A 21,850-nucleotide genomic window follows, 5' to 3' on the forward strand; every position below is an offset into this window, starting at 1 on the left:
GGTGGAGGCGGGCGGTGGCGGAGGCCGGAGGCGACCGCGGGACCGTGGCGATGTTCACCACGATCTTCGCGCTGTTCGTGATCGTGCTGGCCGGGTTGGTCGTCGACGGCGGTCTGGCGATCCACGCCCGGCAGCGCGCGGCGGACATCGCCGAGCAGGGCGCCCGCGCCGCCGCCGACGAGGTGGACCAGGACGTCCTGCGGCGGACCGGCGAGGCGCGGATCACCGACGCGCGTGCGGCGTGCACCCGCGCCGAACGCCTCGTCGCCGCCTATCCCGAGGTGACGGGGCGGGCCAGGTGCCAGATCGAGGGCGGCCGGACGGCACGGGTCGTCGTGCAGATCAAGGTCCGGCTTCAGCTGCTCGGCATCATCCCCGGCTTCAGCGACTTCACCATGACATCGGCGGCGACCGCCCACCCTCAGGAGGGGATCTGATGAGAAGGGTGCGCGACCAATGAGCGAGCGAAGCGCGCGAATCATAAGCACAGCGCCCCGGGTCACTCCTCCGACGAAGGAGGGCGCATGACCGCCATACGGCGGCAGCCCGTGCGGATCGACCGTGGACGGGGGCCCGGCGACGTGGCCGTCGGCGTGCTCGCGCTCGCCGCCATCGCCGCGCTGCTCGTCGGCGTCCCGTTCGCGCTGCTCACCTTCTTCGGCTCGCCGATCCCGAGCCGGCCCCCGTCGATGGAGACGTTCACACAGCGGCTGGACACGGCCGCGCTGATGCGCATCCTCGTCCTCATCGTGTGGCTGGCCTGGTTGCAGCTGGCCGCCTGCGTGACCGTCGAGGTGTACGCCGGCATCCGCGGGGTCGGTGTGCCGGCCCGGGTGCCGTTCGCCGGCGGCCCGCAGGCGGTGGCGCACCGGCTCGTCGTCGCGGCGCTGCTGCTGTTCACCGCCACGACGGTGGTGGTGCCGGCCCTGACGGCGCCCCGCGCTACGCACGTCCAGGTCAAGGACCCGCCACGGCCGCAGCCCCAGCCGCCGTCGGCCGAGCGCGCCGATCCGGTCACCCGGCAGGCCCCGGAGCCGGACGTCGCGCCGACCCCGATGGAGCACAACGCCGTCCGCAAGATCTACCGCGTCCGTCCACCGGCGGGCCGGCACCACGAGAGCCTCTGGGAGATCGCGGAGAAGTGTCTCGGCGACGGCCGCCGTTACCGCGAGATCTACACGCTGAACAAGGGCAAGGTGCAGCCGGACGGCACCCGGCTGACCATGGCGAGCCTGATCCGGCCGGGCTGGGTCCTCGACATGCCGGCCGACGCCACGCACGTCGAGCTCGTGCACCGGGGCCCGCACGACGGGCAGCACGAGCACGGGGTGCCGCACTCCCAGGTGCCCGGAGGCGTTCACCATCACGGCTTCGTCGACACCGGGAAGCAGGCGGTCGAGGCGGCCCGGCGGGCGGCCCGCGAGGAGGCGCGGGAGGAACGGGCCGACCACCACGAAGGGCAGGAGGGCGGCCAGGGAACCGGCACGCGGGCCGGTCAGGACCGCCAGGACGGCCAAGGTCAGGACGGCCAAGGTCAGGACGGTCATGATGGTCAGGGCGGTCAGAGCCCTGGCCGGGAGACCGGTCGCCCACCGGCCGCGCAGGCGCCTCACCCGACCGCTCCGGCGCCGTCCGTACGGCCGCCCGCCCAGGCGTCACCCCGGGCCGAGCGGACGACGCCCGAACACGCGCAGTCACCCGCCGAGCGGCAGCCGTCCCACCGGCCGGAGTTCGGATGGCCCGAGGAGCTGGCCGTGGCGTCGCTGCTCGCCGCCGGACTGCTCGCCGTGCTGGGCCGCCGGCGGCGCGAGCAACTGTGGCGGCGGGCGTTCGGCACCATGATCACACCGCCCGACGGGGAGGCCGCGCTCGCCGAGCAGGCCCTGCGGATCGGCGCGGACACCGACGCCACGCGCCTGCTCGACCTCGGCCTCCGGCAGATGTCGAAGGCCCTCGCCGCCGAGGGGCGCACGCTGCCCACCGTGTACGGAGTGCACCTGGGCGCCGACAGCCTCGACCTGTGGATCGCCCCGGCCGACCGCAACCCGCCCGCGCCGTGGGAGGAGTACGACAACGGCCAGGTCTGGCGGCTCAACGCGGGCGCTCTCGACGGGATGGCGACGGCCGACCTCGCGGACGTCCTGGCGCCCTATCCGGGGCTGGTCTCGCTCGGCACGAACGACACCGGCCGGATCCTCATCGATCTGGAGACCGCGCACGGCCTGATCTCCCTGCAGGGCCCGGACGAGGCTCGCCGCGCCGTGCTCGCCGCCGTGGCGGTCGAGCTGGCGACGAACCGGTGGTCCGATCACATGCGGATCACGCTGGTCGGCTTCGGCGAGGAGCTGTCGCTGATCGCCCCGGACCGCATCCGCGCCGTCGCCACGCTCGCCGAGGCCCTGCCGGAGCTGGAGAGCCGTACCGAGGAGGTGCGTCAGGCCCTGGCGGCCTCAGGCGCGGACTCGGTGCTCACCGGCCGCTGCCGGGGGGTGTTCGGTGAGGCGTGGATGCCGCACTACCTGATCATGGCCGACCCGCCGGCGCCCGAGGAGGCCGAGCGACTGGTCGCCCTGGCCCGTACGGGTCAGCGGATGGCGGCCGGGTACCTCGTCGCGGGCGAGACGCCGGGAGCCACCTGGACCTGGGACGTCACGACCGACGGTCGGCTCCGCGCGGGTGTCCTCGGCTTCGACGTCGAGGCCCAGCTTGTACCCGAGCGGCACTACCGGGCGGTCGTGGAGCTGTTCCGTACGGCCGGGCGGGCGGACGGCGTCCCGTACGGCGGCATCGACGAGGAGCCGGCGGCGCCGCCCGCCATGGGCGAGACGCGGCCGGCCGTCGACATCCGGCTCCTGGGTCCCATCGAGGTGGACGCGCCCGGCGTCGTGGAGGAGAGCCGCCGGGCCTTGTGCACCGAAGTGCTCGTCCACCTGGCGACGCACCCCGAGGGGGTGCACCCGACCGTGCTGGGCGGCGCGGTGTGGCCGCGTGGGGTGTCGGCGCCCGTGCGCGACGCGACCGTCGCCCGCGTCGCCGACTGGCTCGGACGCGACTCGCGCGGCCGCCCCAACCTGTACTACGACGAACGCGGCCGCATCCGGCTGGGGTCGGAGGTCCGGGTCGACTGGGAGATGTTCCGCTGGCTCGTGTGGCGGTCCGCCGCCGAACCCGCCTCCGAGACCGCCTACCTGACGTACGCACTCGACCTCGTACGCGGCCGGCTGATGGACGGCCGTCCGCGCGGCCGGTACGCCTGGCTGGCGGCCGAGGACCTGGAGTTCGAGGCGACGGCGCGCATCGCGGACGTCGCGCACCGGCTCGTGCTCATGCGGCTGGACGACGGCGACGCCCGGGGAGCGGTCTCGGCGGCCCGCGCGGGGCTGCGGCTGGCGGTGGACGACGAGGGCCTGTGGCGGGATCTGCTGCGCGCGACCCACGCCACGGGCGACCACGCAGCTGTCCGGGGCGTCGTCGAGGAGCTCAGCGAACGCGCCGGCACCGACCCGTTCGCCGCGCAGATGCAGCCGGAGACCGAGGCGCTGGTCGAGGAGCTGGTGCCCCAGTGGCGCGGCGTCGCCGAGGGAACCGGCTGAGCACCACCGTTCCGGGTGCGGCTCCGTCTGCCTGAGGGAGCACTGGCGCGCCGGCCGAGCCGGGTGCGTCACCGTGACGGGGCGGGTTCGCCGCGCCGAAGGGCGCTGAACGTCGCGGGGGTCGTCCAGCCGCGCAGCGTGGCGAGGATCGTCGACCGGAACGTGGTCTCGGCCGTGGCGGTGTCGAGCGCCCCGGCCAGTTCGAGGGTCACGAGTCCGTGCAGGGTCACCCAGATCGAGAGGGCGATGGACGTCGCGTCGCCGGAGAGCACGGACGCCGACAACGCGCGATCGATCGCGTCGATGAGTGGTCGGACGGGGTCGCCGGCACCGACCGCGCCCGACGGGTCGAAGGACTGCACGCCACCGAACAGCACCGTGTAGAGGTGGCTGTGCTCGCGCCCCCATCGCCGGTACGCGACGGCGAGCGCATAGAGGTCGGCGAGGGGGTCGTCGGAGGTCGGCGCCATCGACAGGTCCTGGAACAGCCCGGCGACCGCCCTGTTGCGTACCTCGCCCATCAGCTCGTCCTTGCCGCCGAACAGCGAGTACAGGGCCGCGGTCGAGGTCCCGGCGGCAGCGGCCAGGGCGCGGACGGTGATCGACTCCCGTGGACGGGTGGCGAACATCTCGGTCGCGGACGCTACAAGACGTTCCTTCACGGTGTCGTCGTTGGTTCTCGGCCTTCCCACGACGACCAGCCTAACCCAGCTGCTAACGTTGTTTTGAAACAGTGTTTGGAAACTCTCGCGAGGACCGTGATGCTCAAACCGTTCATCCGTCTTGCCCGCTTCACCGGTCGCCTGGGCCTGGCCCTGACCGCCGTCGTGGGGCTGGTCGTCCTGTTCCTCGCACTGATCGTCCTGACGGACGGGGCGGGCGCGGGGATCGCCGCATGGCTGACGGCCCTCGGACTCGGGACCGTCGCCGTACTGTGGCGGGGCCGCCGCCGTACCTGGCCGGTGCGGCTGGCGCGGCTTCTGCCGGTGGTCCTCGCCGCAGCGCTGACAGCGTCGGTCTGCATCCCGACCGTGCCCACGGAGCGGCGATACCCGGCCGCCCTACCGTTCGTCGCGACGCAGCATTGGGGCCTTGCCACGGGAAGCCGGGTCGCGGTGTACCACTACCCGCCCGCCCCCGGCGGCACCCGGCACCCGACGCCCTTCGTGTACCTCAATGGCGGACCCGTCCGCGGCATCTCGGTGCTCGACCACCGATTCCTGCAACTCCTGGCACGACAGGGCTACGACGTCTACGCCTACGAGCAGGCCGGTGGGGGACGGAGCGACCTTCTTCCCATGGAGCAGTACACGATCGACAGGTCGATCCGCGACCTCGCCGCCTTCATCGACCACCTGGACAAGGGCCGGGTCGACGTCCTCGGGTTCTCCTCAGGCGCGGTCGTGCTCACCCGCGCCCTGGCCGACCCGCACGTCGCCGCCCACGTGCACCGAGCGATCATCGCCGAGCCCGGCCCGATGGACGGCCCCACCGCGCGGATCACCGGGCAGAAGGGACGACCGTCCGCACGCGGTCTCGCGCCGGCGATGACCGGACCGCGTTCTACGCGTGTCCCCCGATACGCCGTCGGACTCGGCCTCATGCAACTCGGGCTCCTCCCACCCGACACCGGCCTGATCGGGCAGGCCGAAGGCGACAACGCCTTCAAGGCCGCCGACCTCGGCAGCGACACCGCATCCGACTACTGCGCGCGGGACGCGCATCGCATTCCCGCCGAGGACACGGCGCAGAACTTCTCCTTCAGCCCCGCCGCGAGCCTGCACGTCCAGCAGACGGTGAAGGACTCACCCTCCATCGCCCAACAGCTGAGCCGCTCCCGCACGCCCGCGATGCTGATGATCGCCGAGTGCTCCGCGCAGGTCCGTCAATGGGAGACCGCCGTTCTGGCGAACGACCCCGCCATCCAGCGCACCCAGTACATGCCCGGCGTCGGACACCACATGTGGAACGGCCTTGACGACAACAACGAGCGAGCCGCAGCCGCCATCACCGCATTCCTTCGGCGCAAGCCGGCTCCCCTGCCGAACTACCCGACCCGCGCCGACATCCCCACATTCCTTCAGCGCCACAGATGACGGCGACGGGCAGTCCACCGTCGCGGCTCGGCGGGGCGCTGCGCGCTGACGCAGCGCGTAGCGGCGGGGCCGTACGAACGCCGGTCGACAGCCACAGGGCCCCGGGCGCTACCGATAGATGCCGGTATGTCTGGCGACTGCGATCCTGCTCCGCGACGGCGGTCTGCACCCCTCCATAGCCGCCGGACTCAACCGCCCGAGGGCGGATCGTGAGCGGATGATCACAAAGAGGTCGCCATCGGTTCGAACGGGTTTAGCGTCCGTGCGCCGGTGCGCTCTACGTCTTTGACGTTCCGCGTGACGAACGTCCAATCGTTGAGGAAGGCGGTCGCCGCCATCAATCCATCGACGACGGGGAGCGGAAACGCCGCTCGCCATCGTCCCCAGATGATCGCCGTCGCGGTGTCGACCGGGACGATTCGTGAGGCGTACTGCTCCTTGATTCCGGTCAGCCAGGCGCCGAGTCTGGTGGCCTGTGGAAGATCACGCTTGCTGAGCTGGTGGACGCCCCGCGTGAGCTCACCGACGACCAGTGAACTGAGGTACTCACTGGAGCCCTCGATCGAGTCGTACCACGCGCGAACATTCGGATCGCATCCGCGCTTGCGGAGTTCGGAGACCACGTTCGTGTCGAGAAGGTAGGACACCCGTCACTCCTCGAAGAGGAACGACAGGTCGCGACCAGAGTCCTTGTCGCGCTCGATGAGGTCGTCGAAGTCGCCCGGAAACGGAGGGCCGGACAGCAGGTAGTCGTGGAAGGTCATCTTCTTCGCCTGCGTATGGCGGTATTCGGCCATGTCCACGATGATCGCCACCTCTTCCCCGTGCCGCGTGATGATCTGCGGACCTTCATCGTGTGCCTTACGCAGAACCTCGCTGAAGCGCTGTTTGGCCTCTTGCACCTGCCAGTGCTGTGCGGGCTCACGTTCGTGTGCGGTGGTCATCACGTCCCCTCCTCTGTCCAGACAGTCTAGATTAAGGCCGCGAGAAGTGTCCACCCCATCACGAAGCGTTATTGACGCTGTGTTACGGCAGGGTGCGGGCGCGCCAGGCGCCGGGGCCGTGCGGGAGGGGGCGGCGGAGCCGGCGGGAGTGGTCGGCCCAGGCGGAGCGGCGCCGCGGGGGCGTCGCGCGGCCGGCCTCGGCGGCCCGTGCGCGGGCGGTCAGCACCGCGACCAGCGCGGCGATCTCCTCCGGCGTCGCGTCTCCGCGCACCACCTGCAGGAAGGGGCGCTCGCTCATCGGTCGGTACCTCCTACAGGGGGATGTTGCCGTGCTTCTTGGGCGGCAGCGTCTTGCGCTTGTCCTGCAGGGCGCGCAGCGCCTTGACCACCTGCCCGCGCGTCTCCGACGGCTTGATCACCGCGTCGACGTAACCGCGGGAGGCGGCGATGTAGGGGTTGGCGAGGGTGTCCTCGTATTCGGTGATGACCTCGGCACGCCGCGCGTCGGGGTCCTCGGCGGCGGCCAGTTCGCGCCGGTAGAGGATGTTCACCGCGCCCTGCGCGCCCATCACGGCGATCTGCGCCGTCGGCCAGGCCAGGTTGATGTCCGCGCCGAGGTGCTTGGAACCCATGACGTCGTACGCGCCGCCGTACGCCTTGCGGGTGATCACCGTGACCAGCGGCACGGTGGCCTCGGCGTAGGCGTACAGCAGCTTGGCGCCGTGCCGGATGATGCCGTTCCACTCCTGGTCGGTGCCGGGCAGGAAGCCGGGGACGTCCACGAAGGTCAGCACCGGGATGTTGAACGCGTCGCAGGTGCGGACGAACCGCGCGGCCTTCGCGGACGCGTCGATGTCCAGGGTGCCGGCGAAGTGCATCGGCTGGTTGGCCACGATCCCGGCCGACCGGCCCTCGACCCGGCCGAACCCGCAGATCATGTTCGGCGCGAACAGCGCGTGGACCTCGAGGAACTCCCCGTCGTCGAGGACGTGCTCGATGACGGTGTGCATGTCGTACGGCTGGTTCGGCGAGTCGGGGATCAGCGTGTCGAGTTCGAGGTCCTCGTCGGTGATCTCCAGCGGTGCGGCGGCGTCGTACGCCGGCGCGTCGGAGAGGTTGTTCGACGGCAGGTAGGACAGCAGCGCCTTGACGTACTCGATGGCGTCCTGCTCGTCGGAGGCCTGGTAGTGCGCGACGCCGGACTTGGTGTTGTGGGTGTGCGCGCCGCCGAGGTCCTCGAAGGTCACCTCCTCGCCGGTGACCGTCTTGATGACGTCCGGCCCGGTGATGAACATGTGCGAGGTCTGGTCGACCATGACGATGAAGTCGGTCAGCGCGGGGGAGTACACCGCGCCGCCCGCGCAGGGGCCCATGACGAGCGAGATCTGCGGGATCACGCCGGAGGCGTGGGTGTTGCGCTTGAAGATCTCGGCGTACAGGCCGAGCGCGACCACGCCCTCCTGGATGCGCGCGCCGCCGGAGTCGTTGATGCCGACGACCGGGCAGCCGGTCTTCAGCGCGTGGTCCATGACCTTGACGATCTTCTCGCCGAACACCTCGCCGAGCGAGCCGCCCGCGACCGTGAAGTCCTGGGAGAAGACGGCGACGGGCCGGCCGTCGACGGTGCCGTGGCCGGTGACGACGCCGTCGCCGTACGGCCGGTTCTTCTCCACGCCGAAGCCGTACGCGCGGTGCTGCGCCAGCTCGTCGAACTCGACGAACGACCCCTCGTCGAGGAACGCGTCGATCCGCTCGCGGGCGGTCATCTTGCCCTTGGCGTGCTGCTTCTCGACCGCGCGCGCGGAGCCGGCGTGAACGGCCTCGTACCGGCGGCGCTCCAGGTCGGCGATCTTGCCCGCCGTGGTGTGAATGTCGATCTCGTCCGCGGGGAGGGGCTCGGGCGCTTGCGTGGCCATGAAGGCCAGGGTAGCCAGCCTCCGGATCGGCCTGCCAGGAGGGGCGCGTTCTGCGGAATCTCAGCAGGCGAGACGGGACTCTGGCCACGTCACCGGGACGAACTACCCTGAGCTGCGTGTCGACTCGAAACTCCGCTCGGCAGGAGATGCCCGAGCCACTGCGCCGTGACGTCCGGTTGCTCGGTTCCCTCCTCGGTAAGGTCCTCGTCGAGTACGGCGGGCAGAGCCTGCTCGACGACGTGGAGGCCCTGCGGCACGCAGTGATCGCCGCGCGCCGGGGTGAGACCTCCGTCGACGACGTGGCCGCGATCGTCGGCGGCTGGGCGATCGACCGCGCGGAGCTGGTGGCCCGCGCGTTCACCGTCTACTTCCACCTCACGAACCTCGCCGAGGAACACCAGCGGATCCGCACGCTCCGGGAGCGTGACACCGGCGAGACGCCGCAGCGCGAGTCCGTCGCCGCGGCGGTCGCCGAGATCGGCGCGGACCGCGTCCGCGAGCTGCTGGAGGGTCTGGAGCTGCACCCGGTCCTGACCGCGCACCCCACCGAGGCGCGCCGCCGCGCGGTGGTCACCGCGATCCTGCGGATCAGCGCACTGCTGACCGCCCTGGACGACCCGCGCGCGGGCAGCGGGGAGCACGACGAGATCACCCGCCGGCTCGTGGAGGAGATCGACCTGCTGTGGCGCACGTCACAGCTGCGCCGCACGAAGCCGGACCCGCTCGACGAGGTCCGCACCGCCATGGCGATCTTCGACGAGACGCTGTTCCGCGTCGTTCCGGCGATCTACCGCTCGCTCGACACGGCCCTGGCGCCCGGCACCGGAGAGCGCCCGGCGCTGGCCCGGCCGTTCCTGCGCTTCGGCAGCTGGATCGGCGGCGACCGCGACGGCAACCCGTACGTCACCGCCCAGATCACCCGTGAGGCGATCGGCATCCAGGCCGACCACATCCTCCGCGCGCTCGGCAACGCCTGCGTGCGGATCGGCCGCACGCTCACCGCGAACGAGACGACGACCCCACCGTCGCAGGCGCTCAAGGGCGCGCTCGCCGCGGCCCGCGCCGCCCAGCCCGACCTCGTCGCCGAGATCGGCAAGCGCTCGCCGGGCGAGCCGCACCGCCAGTTCCTGCTGTACGCCGCCGAGCGGATCCAGGCCACGCGGCTGCGCAACGCCGACATGGCGTACGGCGGCCCCGCAGATCTGCTGGCCGACCTGCGCATCGTGCAGGAGTCCCTCGTGGAGGCGGGCGCGCCGCGCCAGGCGTACGGCGAGCTGCAGCACCTGGTCTGGCAGGTGGAGACCTTCGGGTTCCACCTCGCGGAGCTGGAGATCCGCCAGCACTCCGCGGTGCACGAGAAGGCCCTCGCCGAGGTCCGCGCCGGAGGTCCGCTGAGCGAGCAGACCGAGGAGGTCCTCGACACGCTGCGAGTCGCCGCGTGGGTGCAGGAGCGATTCGGCGTCGACGCCTGCCGTCGCTACGTCATCTCCTTCACCCGCACCGCCGACGACGTGGCCGCCGTGTACGAGCTGGCCGAGGCCGCCGCGATCGGCGGCCGGGCGCCGGTCCTCGACGTCGTGCCGCTGTTCGAGACCGGTGAGGATCTCGACCGGTCGCCGGTCGTGCTGGACGGCATGCTCCACCTGGCGCCGGTGCGCCGCCGTCTGCTGGAGACCGGCCGCCGCATGGAGGTCATGCTCGGCTACTCCGACTCGGCCAAGCAGCTCGGCCCCACGACGGCGACCCTGAAGCTGTACGACGTGCAGGGCGCGCTCACGGCCTGGGCGGCCCGGCACGACGTGAAGCTGACGATGTTCCACGGGCGCGGCGGCGCGCTGGGGCGCGGTGGCGGCCCGGCCAACCGGGCGGTGCTGGCCCAGGCGCCCGGCTCGGTCGCGGGCCGGTTCAAGGTGACCGAACAGGGCGAGGTGATCTTCGCGCGGTACGGCCACGCTGAGATCGCGCGGCGCCACGTCGAGCAGGTCGCCAACGCGGTCCTGCTCGCCTCGACCCCGGCGGTGCAGGAGCACGCGCTGGCGGCCGCCGAGCGGTTCCGGCCGCTGGCCGACCGGATCAGCGTGGCGGCCGAGCGGACCTTCCGGTCGCTGGTCGAGGCTCCGGGGTTCGCGGAGTGGTTCGCCCGGGTCAGCCCGCTGAACGAGCTGTCGAACCTGCGGCTCGGCTCCCGGCCGTCCCGGCGCAAGGCGACGACCTCGCTGGACGACCTGCGGGCGATCCCCTGGGTGTTCTCCTGGACGCAGACGCGCGTCAACCTGCCGGGCTGGTACGGCCTGGGCAGCGGTCTGGCCGCCGTCGACGACCTCGACGCCCTGCGTGACGCCTACCGTTCCTGGCCGCTGTTCGCCGCGCTGCTCGACAACGCGGAGATGAGTTTGGCCAAGACGGATCGCGCGATCGCCGAGCGCTACCTCGCCCTGGGCGACCGGCCCGAGCTGAGCGAGACGGTCCTGGCCGAGTACGACCGCACGAGCTCCCTCGTCATCGAGGTCACCGGGCACACCCGGCTCCTGGAGAACCGCCGGGTGCTGTCCCGCGCGGTCGAGCTGCGCAACCCGTACGTCGACGCGCTGTCCCACCTGCAGCTGCGCGCGCTGCAGGAGCTGCGGGCCGGGGTGGACGACGACGCCGAGCGCGAGCGGATCGAGGACCTGCTGCTCCTGGCCGCCGCCGGCGTCGCGGCCGGCCTGCAGAACACCGGCTGACCCGGGACGGATGATTCTCGTCCGTCTGACGGTTAGAGGAGCACATGGGTATCAGGCTGGCCGAAGCCGTCGACCGGGAGTCGGTGGAGGCGATCGTCAAGGCGGCGTACACCCCGTGGGTTCCCGTGATCGGGACGGAGCCGCCGCCGCTCACCGCCGATTACGCGGAGGCGATCGCCGAAGGGCGGGTGTACGTCCTGGAGAACGGCGGGATCAACGCACTGATCGTCCTGCGCCCCGAGGACGGCGACCTCCTTGTGGAGAATGTCGCGGTCAATCCGGATCGTCAGGGGCGCGGGCTGGGGCGGCGGCTCCTGGCGTTCGCGGAGTTCCGGGCGCGGTCGCTGGGGTTGCCGGCGGTGCGGCTCTTCACCAACGAGAAGATGACCTCGAATATCGGTCTGTATCAATCCCTGGGTTATCGCGAGACCGACCGGACGGGAATCGGCGGTCGCCGCGTCATCCACATGCGAAAGCGGCTCTGAGCGGCGAGAAAGGCCTCACATCCGAGGACGGGGGGCTGATCTTCACCTAAAGTCATAGGTGATGACTGTTCGCGAGCCTGTGTCTCCCCTATCGCCGCTGCCGCGCTACGCGATCCTCGTAGACGTGGGGTATCTCTACGCCGCAGCGGGCGACCTCCTGTTCGGCATCTCCTCTCGTCGCTCCTGGCGGGTCGACGCCGAGGGCCTCATCAAGGCCCTGGAGGAGCGCGCGGCCGCCTGCATGCGCGGAGAGCTGTTGCGGATCTACTGGTTCGACGCCGCGCGCGACCGCGTGCCGACGATCGACCAGCGGGTCGTCGCGCCGCTGCCCTTCGTGAAGCTCCGGCTCGGCAATCTCAACAAGCACAATCAGCAGAAGGGCGTCGACGCCCAGATCCGCGAGGACCTGGAGACGCTCGCCCGGCACGGCGCCGTGACCGACGCCATCCTGCTGGCCGGTGACGAGGACATGCTTCCGGCCGTGGAGGCCGCGCAGACCTACGGCGTCCGTATCCACCTGTGGGGCGTCGAGCCGCCGTACGGCACCAACCAGGCCGAGCGGCTCATCTGGGAGTCCGACACCGTCGACGTCGTGAACGCCGACTTCGTCAAGCCGTACTTCATGCTCGACACCTCCCGCGAGACGACGTCGGAGCCGCCGGTCACCCAGCCGATCCCGTCGCCCACCGCGGTGTTCGGCGCCCGGCCGCCCAAGCCAGCCCCGCCGCCGGTCCGTGCCCAGCCGAGCCCGGTCGCCAAGCTCGGTCCGAGCCGCGACCGCGTCGAGGAGATCGGCGAGCACATCGCGCACAAGTGGATCCTCACCCGGGGCCGGGACAACATCCGCGACCTGCTGCCCGGCCCGATCCTGCCCACGGTCATCGACAAGGAGCTGCTGATCGAGGGGGAGAAGGAGCTCGGTCACTCGCTGCGCCCCTACAAGGAGGCCCGCGACTGGCTGCGCGAGGGCTTCTGGGCGCGTGTCTACCGCGAGTTCGACTTCGGCGTCGGCGTCTCCGGCAAGGCCCCCCGCTGACTGCGGCCTAGGCTGGGGACGTGAGCCCTTCGCCGTACACCGATCTCGACCGCCCGCCGCTGAACGAGCGGGCGCTGAACCGCGCGCTCGTCCACCCGGGCGGGCTGTGGCGGGAGATCCGGGTGGTCGCCGAGACCGGGTCCACCAACGCCGACCTGGCGGCGCTCGCGCGGAGCGGCGCGGATGAGGGGCTGGTGCTCGTCGCCGAGGCGCAGACGGCCGGGCGCGGCCGCCTCGACCGGGCGTGGACGGCCCCGCCGCGTTCGGGGCTCGCCTTCTCGGTGCTCCTGCGCCCGGAGGTCCCGCTCGCCCGGCTGGGCTGGCTGCCGCTGATGGCCGGGGTGGCGGTGGTGTCCGCCCTGCGCGGGTTCGCCGAGGTCGAGGGGGCGACGCGGGGCGGGATGGCCGACGCGGCGCTGAAGTGGCCCAACGACGTGATGATCCGCGGCCGGAAGCTGGCCGGAATCCTCGCCGAGCGGGCAGGGGACGCCGTCGTGCTCGGCGTCGGGTTGAACGTCAGCCTGCGCGCCGACGAGCTGCCGGTGCCGACCGCGACCTCCCTCGCCCTGGAGGACGCGCCCGCCGACCGCGACCCGGTGCTCCGCGCGATCCTGCGCGAGCTGGACGTACGCTACGCCGCGCTCGGCCGGGAGGGCGCCGAGGAGCCGCTGCGGCGCTCGTACAAGGAGCTGTGCGCGACCCTGGGCCGCCAGGTGCGCGTCGAGCTCCCCGGTGGCGCCCCGGGCGGTCCTGGCGGCGTCCTCACCGGGGAGGCCGTGGACGTCGACGAGACCGGGCGGCTCGTCGTCCGCGCCGCCGACCGTGAGTACGCGCTCAGCGCCGGCGACGTCGTCCACGTCCGGTAAATGGATCCAACTGGACCGGTCCGCGACACGCCGGTTTAATTGGGCTATCCCCATCTTCCGGAGGTCGTTGCATGGCCAGTGTGGCTGAGCTCAAGGGCGCTATCGCCCAGGCCGGCGAAGAGGCCGAGCAGGCCGTGCAGCTGCTCGTCCAGGCCGGCGGCCGAGCCGAGTCGGCGCTGCAGTACCTCATCGCCGTGGCGCAGGGGAGCGAGCACGATGCCCTGAGCGGCGCGCTGGGCGCGATGGGGCAGGCGGTGGAGAGCATCGAGGAGTGCCAGAGCCAGATCGGTGCCGCGATCGAAGAGGCGAACACCTACGCCCAGGGGCTCTGAGGACCGCACATCGACACGTCCCCGACCGAGGTACCGCCCACCGCCGTCTGCGTGAAAGCCGCAGGAACACCCACATGACGCTCAAGCCCGGCGATCTCCTTGCCGCCGTGCGCAAGGACATCCGGCAGGCGCGGGGAGCGATCCGCGCCCGCCGGAGCGAGCTCGACGAGACGATCGCCCGAGCCGAGGCCGCGGTCGAGCAGGGCCGCCGGGACGTCGCCGCCACGAGCGGCCCCGAGACGGCGGTGACGGTCGACGGCTGGCGGGAGCTGGCCCGCGAGGCCGCGCCCGGCGCCGCGGCCGCCCTCTGGACCGACTGGCCCGCCGAGCCGGAGCCGGAGCCGGTCGAATCCGGGCCGTTCCTGTACCGCGTGGGGACGGCCGCCGGTGACGTCCCCGCTCTCGTCCCGCTCCTGGACTCCGGCCACCTGAAGATCACCGGAAGCCAGACGCCGGTGGCCGACGCCATCGTCGACTCGCTCCTGGTCCGGATCGTGGCGACGACGCGGCCGGGTTCCGTGCGGGTGAGCCTGTACGACCCGCGCCGGCTCGGCGCGGGCCTCGGCGGCTTCCACGCCCTGTCCCGGCCGGGGCTGCTCACGGTGTACGGCGTCGAGGAGTTCAAGGAGCTCCTCGGCTCGCTGGACCGTGACATCCGGCGCATCCAGCGCGACGTGCTCGGCGGCGGGCACTCCTCTCTCGCCGCGCTCGCCGCGGCCACGGGCCGGCGGCCCGAGCCGTGGCAGGTCGTCATCGTGCAGAGCCCGGTGCGGGGCTTCCGCGACGACGAGATCGCCCACCTGAACAGCGTGATGCACGCCGGGGCGGCCTGCGGCATCCACGTGGTCTGCCGCGACGTCCCGGTCGACGACGCGCCGGACACCGAGACGATCACCATCGCCTCAGACGGGCGGGTGACCACCTCGATGACCGGTGAGCTGGAGGTGACGGTCGAGCCGCCGCCGCCGGAGCTGGTTCGCGCGGTCTGCGAGCGCGCCGCCCGCTGGGCGGGCATCGAACGCGACCCGCCGCGCTTCGCCGAGCTCATCCCGCACCGGATGTGGAGTGAGTCGTCCGCGGCCGGGGTCCGCGCCCCCATCGGCGAGGACGTCGACCGGTACGAGCCCGTGGAGGTCCTCCTCGGCGACGACCCCGTGCACGCGCTCGTCGGCGGCCCGCCCGGCTCCGGCAAGACCAACTTCCTCTACGCGATGATCGGGTCGATGGCGGCCCGGTACTCGCCCGAAGAGCTGGAGTTCTACCTCCTGGACTTCAAGGAGGGCGTGTCGTTCGCCCGCCTGGCCAGCGGCCGTACCGACAAGACGTGGCTGCCGCACGCGCGGCTGATCGGCGTGAACATCAACAACGACCGCGAGTTCGGCCTGGCGCTGCTGCGCTTCCTCGCCCGCGAGCTCGAACGCCGGGGCGCCGCCGCCCGCGAGCACGAGGTCACCAAGCTGGAGGAGCTGCGGGCCGTCGACCCGGACGGGCACTGGCCGCGGATCGTCGCGGTGATCGACGAGTTCCAGGTGCTCATCCAGCAGCAGGACAAGATCACCGACGAGTCGTTGTACCTCCTCAACGACCTGGCCCGCCGAGGCCGCTCCCAGGGCATCCATCTCGTGCTGGCCAGCCAGAACGTCGGCGGCGTCCAGTCGCTGTGGGGGCGCGGGGCCATCCTCGACCAGTTCACGCTGCGGATCGCGCTGCCGAAGGCCCGCCGCATCCTCGCCGACGACAACCCCGCCGCCCTCCAGGTCGCCCGCTTCTGCGCGGTCGTGAACGCCGAGTCGGGCGCGCGGCGGGCGAACCGCATCGCCCGGCTTCCGGACGCCGGGATCGCGGGCACGTTCGACGCGCTGCAGCGGGAGTTGTGGCAGCGCCGTCCCGAGCACCTCGCGCCGCCGCGCATCTTCGACGGCGCGCACGTGCCCGAGCTGATGACCGCGCCGACCCTCCCGCCCGGCGAGAGCGCGGTGGGGCAGCTGATCGACCTGGCCGGCAGCGCCGCGACCGTGCGGTTCGACCGCGCGCCCGGCCGTAACCTCGCGGTCATCGGCACCCGTACCGACGAGGCGTACGACGTCCTCGCCTCGGCGGTGCTGTCGCTGGCCCGCGGGCACGCCCCCGGGTCGGCGGTGTTCCGGCTGTACGCGCTGGACGAGCAGCTGGAGCCCCGCGTCGGCCTGCTGGTCCGGCGGCTCGCCGATGACGGCCACGAGGTCACCATCGGCGGCGAGCTGCCCGATCTCGCCGACCGGACCGTCCCCGAGTACCTCGCGCTGTTCGCGGTGGACGCCGCGACCACCCGCTCCGACGAACTGCGCCGGACGGTGCGCCGCCTCGTCGAGCACGGCCCGGAGCGCCGCACGCACGTGCTCGGCTGGTGGCGGACCACCGATCGGCTCAAGGCCGATGTCGTCGAGCGCGTCGGGTCGGTGCGCAACATCGACGCATGGGTGGCCCTGGACGTACGGGACGGCGAGCTGTCGCCGCTGCCGGGCGGCCAGATGCTGGGCTGGACCCCGCGCCGCCGCCGCGCCCTGTTCCACGACCAGCGCACCGGCGAGCCGCCCCAGCCGATCATCCCGTTCGAGGTGCTGAGCGAGGCGGGGGACGGCGTCACGTGAGGGCGGAGGGCCGATGACGAACGCGCAGGCGGCGCGGCGGGCATACAAGGAGTACGCCGCCGAGGCCGGCCGCAGGCTGCTCGCCGCCGAGGAGGCGCGGCGCAGGCTCGCGGAGGCGGAAGAGCAGCGGACCGCGGCATACGCCTCGGTCGAGCAGGAGTGGGCGCGCCTGGACGGCCTCGAGGAGCGGGCCACCGGCGTCTGGCGCGAGCTGACCACGCGGTTCGGCCCGCACGCGGTGGGCCCGCTTCCCGGGCCCGCCGACGACGTGCGGCCCGACCAGGACGCCACGGAACTCCTGGGCGACGCGCACCGGCGGGTGCGCGAACCCGTCCACTATCCCCTCGCCGGCAGGTACGTCCAGATGGCCGTGCTGGGGTTCGCGGTGGCCGTGGTGGTGACCGCCGTCGGATTCGAGCTCGCCAAGGGCCTGCGCGACCTGGGGCAGGTGCGGCTGGTCCTGGCGTACGGGCCGGTTCTGGCGGCGCCGTGGATCGGGCAGCAGACGGCCAAGGGGTGGATCCGGCTGCGCACCTCGAACGAGGAGCGGGAGTACGCCGTGGACACCGCGACCGGTGGGCTCGTCGGCGGCGGGGGCGTCTGGCTCATCGCCCTCATCTTCATCGTCATCCACTTTGTGACGTGATCGGCGCACTGATCGTCCGCTCAACGACGGTTTCTGCCAGGATGGCGCCATGGGTCTTGCGAAGAGCGCGTTGGGCGAGGACGAAGAGATCGTCCTTGAGTTCCACCCCCACTGGTCGACGCTGGTCGGCACGATCTTCTGGGCGGTCGTCACGGTCGCCGTCGCCGCCGTCGCGATCGTCTTCATCCCGGGCGGCAGCGCGCAGACGGTGATCCGCCTCATCGTCGCGGCCGTGGCCGTCGTCGTGGTCCTCGTGGTCGGGCTGATCCCGTTCCTGCGGTGGGTCACCACCTCGTACACGCTGACCAACCGGCGGTTCGCCATGCGTGACGGCATTCTGTCCCGCTCGCACCGCGACATCCCCCTCACGCGGGTCAACGACGTGTCGTTCCGGCAGACCCTGATCCAGCGGATCATGAGCAGCGGCACGCTCACCGTCGAGTCGGGCGGCGAGCACGGCCAGCTCGTGCTGAAGAACATCCCCCGGGTCGAGTACACCCAGAACCAGCTCTACCGCATCGTCGAGGAGCTGACCGACGGTGACGACGTCCGCCCGTAGATGAGCGACGCGCCCGACCCGAGGGAGATCGAGGAACTGCTGCTCGGCGGCGAGCTTCAGTTCACCCGGATCGACGCGATCAAAAGGGCCGGGGTCTCGGAGGAGTTCACCCAGCGGCTGTGGCGCGCGTTCGGCTTCCCGCACCTCGCCGACGAGACGGTCGCCTTCACCGAGGGCGACCTCGACGCGCTCGTCCGGATCCGGGACCTGCTCCAGGCGGGGCTCCTGGACGAGGAGATGGTGCTGCGGATGGTCCGCGCGGTCGGCCAGACGATGGCGCGGCTCGCCGAATGGCAGATCGACATCATCGTCGGCGCGCTCGCCGACCCCCTCCAGCCGCCGTCGCCGGAGGTCGTCCGCCTCATCATGGACCACGCCGAGAGCCACATCGCCGCGCTCGAACCGTTGCTCGTCCACGCGTGGCGGCGGCAGCTCGCCGCCGCGGGCACCCGGGCGCTGACCGCGTCGACGGCGGAGGACGCCCTCCCCGGGCGGCCGCGGGTCGCCGTGGGGTTCGCCGACATCGTGGAGTTCACCGAGACCAGCCGGAACCTCGACGAGCGCGAGCTGGCACGGCTGGTGGAGCGGTTCGAGGAGACCGCCTCCGACATCGTCGCCGAGCACGGTGGCAGGATCGTCAAGACGCTGGGCGACGAGGTGCTGTACACCGCCGACACCCCCGCGCTCGGCGCGGAGATCGGGCTGCGCGTCGCCGAGGCGGTCCGCGCGGGCGGCGACACGGACGTGCGCGTCGGCATGGCGTACGGCCTGGTGCTCACGCTGATGGGCGACGTCTTCGGTACGACCGTCAACCTCGCGAGCCGGCTGACCTCGATCGCCCGCCCCGGCACCGTCCTCGCCGACGCCCGCCTGGCCGACGGCCTGCGCGGCGAGGGTGCGTACGAACTGGTCCGCATCGGCCGCCGCCCGGCCCGTGGCCTCGGCATCGTCCAGCCGTACGTCGTCCGCAGGGCACTTTAACGGGCGTTCGAAGCCACGCCGGCCGCCGGGTTTCGGCCCGGCAACATGTTGTTCGCTTTCCGTTCACAAAAAATGGGGAGCATATATCTCATGAGTGTTGAACCAGGGCATTTCGCCCGCCCCGTGGACGGCCTGCCGGAAGACCGGTTCCTTGACCGGGAGGAGAGCTGGCTCCGGTTCAACCAGCGGGTGCTGGACCTGGCCGCCGATCCGGGGCTGCCGCTGCTCGAGCGCGTGAAGTTCCTCGCGATCTTCGCGACCAACCTGGACGAGTTCTTCATGGTGCGGGTCGCCGGGCTGGCCCGGCGCATGGCCACCGGGATCGCCGTCCAGAGCGCCAGCGGCCGCCAGCCCCGCGAGATCCTCGCGCACACCTCCGAGGTGGCGCACGAGCTGATGGTCGCGCACGCCGCGCTGTTCCACGAGGAGATCCTCCCCGCCCTCGCCAAGGAGGGGATCGAGGTCCTGCGCTGGGACGAACTGGCCGACACCGAGAAGGAGAGCCTGAATCGCCTGTTCCGCCGGCGGATCTACCCCGTGCTCACCCCGCTGGTGGTCGACCCGGCGCATCCCTTCCCGTACATCTCCGGGCAGTCCCTCAACCTCGCGGTGCTGGTCCGCGACCCGCAGGTCGGCGCGACGATGTTCGCACGGGTCAAGGTGCCGCCGTTGCTGCCGAGGTTCCTCGAGGCGTCGCCGTCGCGGTTCGTGCCGCTGGAGGACGTGATCGCGGAGAACCTGCCGGAGCTGTTCACCGGCACCGAGATCCTCGAGCACCACGCCTTCCGGGTCACCCGCAACCAGGACTTGGAGGTCGACGAGGACATCGCCGAGAACCTGCTCCAGGCCCTCGAACGCGAGCTGCTGCGCCGCAGGTTCGGCCCCGTCGTCCGCCTGGAGGTCGAGGAGTCGATCACACCGGAGGTCCTCGACCTGCTGATGACCGAGCTCGAGGTCGAGGAGCGCGCGGTGTACCGCGTGCCCGGCCCGCTCGACCTCGGCGGCCTGTTCGCCATCGCCGACCTCGACCGGAGCGAGCTGAAGTACCCGCCGTTCGTGCCGTCCGAGGCGGCCCTGCCGCACGACGCGGACATCTTCGCCACCCTGCGCGACCACGACGTCCTCGTCCAGCACCCGTACGACTCCTTCACCACCAGCGTCGAGCGCCTCATCGAGGACGCCGCCGCCGACCCCCAGGTCCTCGCGATCAAGCAGACGCTGTACCGCACCAGCGGCGACTCGCCGATCATCGACGCCCTCATCGACGCCGCCGAGGCGGGCAAGCAGGTCGTCGTGGTCGTGGAGATCAAGGCGCGGTTCGACGAGCAGGCCAACATCACCTGGGCGCGCAAGCTGGAGCGGGCCGGCTGCCACGTCGTGTACGGCTTCGTCGGCCTCAAGACCCACTGCAAGGTCGCACTCGTCGTCCGCGAGGAGTCCGACGGGTCACTGCGCCGCTACTGCCACATCGGCACCGGCAATTACAACCCCAAGACCGCCCGGATCTATGAGGACTACGGCCTGCTCACCGCCGACCCCGAGGTCGGCCAGGACGTCAGTGCCCTGTTCAACCACCTGACCGGCTACTCGCGCGACACCGACTACCGGCGTCTCCTCGTCGCCCCCGACTCCCTGCGCGGCGGGCTCGTCCGGCGCATCGAGCGGGAGGTCGAACACCACCGGGCCGGCCGCCCGGCGCGCATCCGGTTCAAGGGCAACGCGCTGGTCGACGAGGTGATCATCGACGCGCTGTACCGGGCGTCGCAGGAGGGGGTGCCGGTCGACGTCTGGGTGCGCGGCATCTGCGCGCTCCGCCCCGGTGTGCCCGGCATGTCGGAGACGATCCAGGTCCGCAGCATCCTCGGCCGGTTCCTCGAGCACTCCCGGGTGTACGCCTTCGAGAACGGCGGAGAGCACGAGGTCTGGATCGGCAGCGCCGACCTCATGCACCGCAACCTCGACCGCCGGGTCGAGACGCTGGTGCGCGTCACCGACCCGGCCCACTGCGCCGACCTCGTCGGCCGCTTCGACCTGGCGATGGGCGTCGACACCAAGTGCTGGCTCCTGAACGACAACGGCGTATGGACCCGCCATGACGGGGACGTCGACGTCCAGACCAATCTGATGCGGGCGCGCCGCTGGAGGACCGTTGACTCCTGACCCCCCGGGGACGATCCGCGCCGCCGGCGCGGTCCTGTGGCGGCCCGGCCCGGACGGCCGCCCGCTCGTCGCCCTCGTCCACCGCCCGCGATACGACGACTGGTCCTTCCCCAAGGGCAAGGTCGACCGCGGCGAGCACGTAGTGCGCGCCGCGGCCCGCGAGGTCTGGGAGGAGACCGGTGTCTGGCCGGTGCTCGGCCGCCGGCTGCCCACGGTCCGCTATCCCCGGCAGGGCCGGCCCAAACGGGTCGACTACTGGACGGCCACCGGCGACGACAGCCCGTTCGTCCCCAGCGACGAGGTCGACCGGATCGAATGGCTGCCGATCGCCGACGCGGAGGAACGCCTCGCCTACGAGCACGACCTGACCGTCCTGCGCGCGTTCGCCGCCGGACCCAGCCGCACCACCCCGTACATCGTCCTGCGGCACAGCAGCGCGGGCGAGAAGCGCGACTGGCAGGAGGACGACCTGCTCCGCCCTCTCGACGGGCGGGGCCGCGCCCAGGCACAGCGGCTCGACGACGTGCTCGCCTGCTACGGCCCCACCCGCGTGATCAGCTCGGCCACGGCCCGCTGCCTGGAGACGGTGCTGCCGTACGCCTCCCGGACCGGCACCGACGTCCGCACCGACTGGGCCGTCACCGTCGGCACCTCCAAGGCCCCGGGCGACCGCATCGCCGAACTCCTCGCCGACGGCCTGCCGATCCTGATCTGCACCCACGGCGAGCTCGTCCCCGAACTCGTCACCCGCGCCTGTGAGGAGCTCGGGGCCCCGCCTCCGGACGACGCCAAGCTCCCGAAGGGCGGCTTCTGGGCCCTCCAGGCCGCCGACGGCGCCCTCGCCTCCATCGAGCGCCACAGCTGCTGACCCGGGGCCGGCCGG

19 protein-coding genes are annotated in these 21,850 nt (G+C 72.0%); 14 read left to right on the forward strand and 5 right to left on the reverse strand.

Features of this window, described 5'->3' with window-relative positions; translation table 11 throughout:
* Nucleotides 1-14: 14 nt before the first annotated feature.
* Both NE236_RS07230 and NE236_RS07235 read left to right on the forward strand, forming a co-directional pair.
* Complete coding sequence (locus NE236_RS07230) at nt 15-437, forward strand: TadE/TadG family type IV pilus assembly protein (protein ID WP_252841023.1); 423 nt, start codon at nt 15-17, stop codon at nt 435-437.
* A gap of 87 nt (nt 438-524) precedes the next feature.
* A complete protein-coding gene (locus NE236_RS07235; protein WP_252841025.1) occupies nt 525-3,593 on the forward strand; it encodes an AfsR/SARP family transcriptional regulator in 3,069 nt (1,022 codons plus the stop codon).
* 68 nt (nt 3,594-3,661) lie between these two features.
* Here the strand turns inward: NE236_RS07235 and NE236_RS07240 are convergent, their stop codons facing one another.
* Entirely contained in the window at nt 3,662-4,285 is a 624-nt protein-coding gene (locus tag NE236_RS07240; protein WP_252841026.1) for a TetR-like C-terminal domain-containing protein, read from the reverse strand.
* Between the two features lie 69 nt (nt 4,286-4,354).
* Between NE236_RS07240 and NE236_RS07245 the strand changes: the two genes are divergently transcribed.
* Nucleotides 4,355-5,689 (forward strand): alpha/beta fold hydrolase, encoded by a 1,335-nt coding sequence (locus NE236_RS07245; RefSeq protein ID WP_252841027.1) that lies wholly within the window; start codon nt 4,355-4,357, stop codon nt 5,687-5,689.
* Between the two features lie 221 nt (nt 5,690-5,910).
* Here NE236_RS07245 and NE236_RS07250 read toward each other — a convergent pair whose 3' ends face one another.
* From NE236_RS07250 to NE236_RS07265, 4 genes are all read right to left on the reverse strand, one after another.
* Complete coding sequence (locus NE236_RS07250) at nt 5,911-6,336, reverse strand: type II toxin-antitoxin system VapC family toxin (RefSeq protein WP_252841028.1); 426 nt, start codon at nt 6,334-6,336, stop codon at nt 5,911-5,913.
* Nucleotides 6,337-6,339: 3 nt separating this feature from the next.
* Nucleotides 6,340-6,633, reverse strand: coding sequence for a type II toxin-antitoxin system Phd/YefM family antitoxin (locus NE236_RS07255; protein WP_252841029.1), 294 nt, complete (start codon nt 6,631-6,633; stop codon nt 6,340-6,342).
* Nucleotides 6,634-6,715: 82 nt separating this feature from the next.
* Nucleotides 6,716-6,931: an acyl-CoA carboxylase subunit epsilon gene (locus NE236_RS07260; protein ID WP_252841031.1), complete on the reverse strand. Its 216-nt coding sequence runs from the start codon at nt 6,929-6,931 to the stop codon at nt 6,716-6,718.
* Between the two features lie 13 nt (nt 6,932-6,944).
* Nucleotides 6,945-8,549: an acyl-CoA carboxylase subunit beta gene (locus NE236_RS07265; protein WP_252841032.1), complete on the reverse strand. Its 1,605-nt coding sequence runs from the start codon at nt 8,547-8,549 to the stop codon at nt 6,945-6,947.
* 146 nt (nt 8,550-8,695) lie between these two features.
* Here NE236_RS07265 and NE236_RS07270 point away from each other — a divergent pair, with 146 nt between their 5' ends.
* From NE236_RS07270 to NE236_RS07320, 11 genes are all read left to right on the forward strand, one after another.
* Nucleotides 8,696-11,272, forward strand: a complete 2,577-nt coding sequence (locus NE236_RS07270) for a phosphoenolpyruvate carboxylase (RefSeq protein ID WP_252841155.1) — start codon at nt 8,696-8,698, stop codon at nt 11,270-11,272.
* 44 nt (nt 11,273-11,316) lie between these two features.
* Nucleotides 11,317-11,757: a GNAT family N-acetyltransferase gene (locus NE236_RS07275; RefSeq protein ID WP_252841033.1), complete on the forward strand. Its 441-nt coding sequence runs from the start codon at nt 11,317-11,319 to the stop codon at nt 11,755-11,757.
* Nucleotides 11,758-11,818: 61 nt separating this feature from the next.
* A complete protein-coding gene (locus NE236_RS07280; RefSeq protein WP_289849979.1) occupies nt 11,819-12,793 on the forward strand; it encodes an NYN domain-containing protein in 975 nt (324 codons plus the stop codon).
* A gap of 20 nt (nt 12,794-12,813) precedes the next feature.
* Nucleotides 12,814-13,659 (forward strand): biotin--[acetyl-CoA-carboxylase] ligase, encoded by an 846-nt coding sequence (locus NE236_RS07285; protein ID WP_252841035.1) that lies wholly within the window; start codon nt 12,814-12,816, stop codon nt 13,657-13,659.
* Between the two features lie 71 nt (nt 13,660-13,730).
* On the forward strand, nt 13,731-13,991 hold the full coding sequence (locus NE236_RS07290; protein WP_252841036.1) for a hypothetical protein: 261 nt from the start codon (nt 13,731-13,733) through the stop codon (nt 13,989-13,991).
* A 74-nt stretch (nt 13,992-14,065) separates the two neighbouring features.
* Nucleotides 14,066-16,621, forward strand: coding sequence for an FtsK/SpoIIIE domain-containing protein (locus tag NE236_RS07295; protein WP_252841037.1), 2,556 nt, complete (start codon nt 14,066-14,068; stop codon nt 16,619-16,621).
* 13 nt (nt 16,622-16,634) lie between these two features.
* Nucleotides 16,635-17,267: a hypothetical protein gene (locus NE236_RS07300; protein WP_252841038.1), complete on the forward strand. Its 633-nt coding sequence runs from the start codon at nt 16,635-16,637 to the stop codon at nt 17,265-17,267.
* A gap of 49 nt (nt 17,268-17,316) precedes the next feature.
* Nucleotides 17,317-17,826 carry a PH domain-containing protein gene (locus tag NE236_RS07305; RefSeq protein ID WP_252841039.1) on the forward strand — a complete coding sequence of 170 codons (510 nt, stop codon included), beginning with the start codon at nt 17,317-17,319 and terminating at the stop codon, nt 17,824-17,826.
* Complete coding sequence (locus NE236_RS07310; RefSeq protein WP_252841040.1) at nt 17,827-18,807, forward strand: adenylate/guanylate cyclase domain-containing protein; 981 nt, start codon at nt 17,827-17,829, stop codon at nt 18,805-18,807. It begins immediately after the preceding gene.
* A gap of 90 nt (nt 18,808-18,897) precedes the next feature.
* On the forward strand, nt 18,898-20,967 hold the full coding sequence (locus NE236_RS07315; protein ID WP_252841041.1) for an RNA degradosome polyphosphate kinase: 2,070 nt from the start codon (nt 18,898-18,900) through the stop codon (nt 20,965-20,967).
* Nucleotides 20,957-21,835: an NUDIX hydrolase gene (locus NE236_RS07320; protein WP_252841042.1), complete on the forward strand. Its 879-nt coding sequence runs from the start codon at nt 20,957-20,959 to the stop codon at nt 21,833-21,835. The genes NE236_RS07315 and NE236_RS07320 overlap by 11 nt, the downstream gene beginning before the upstream one ends.
* The last annotated feature ends 15 nt before the right edge of the window (nt 21,836-21,850 follow it).

The sequence above is a fragment of the Actinoallomurus purpureus genome, assembly GCF_024055795.1.
GTDB classification, from domain to species: domain Bacteria; phylum Actinomycetota; class Actinomycetes; order Streptosporangiales; family Streptosporangiaceae; genus Actinoallomurus; species Actinoallomurus purpureus.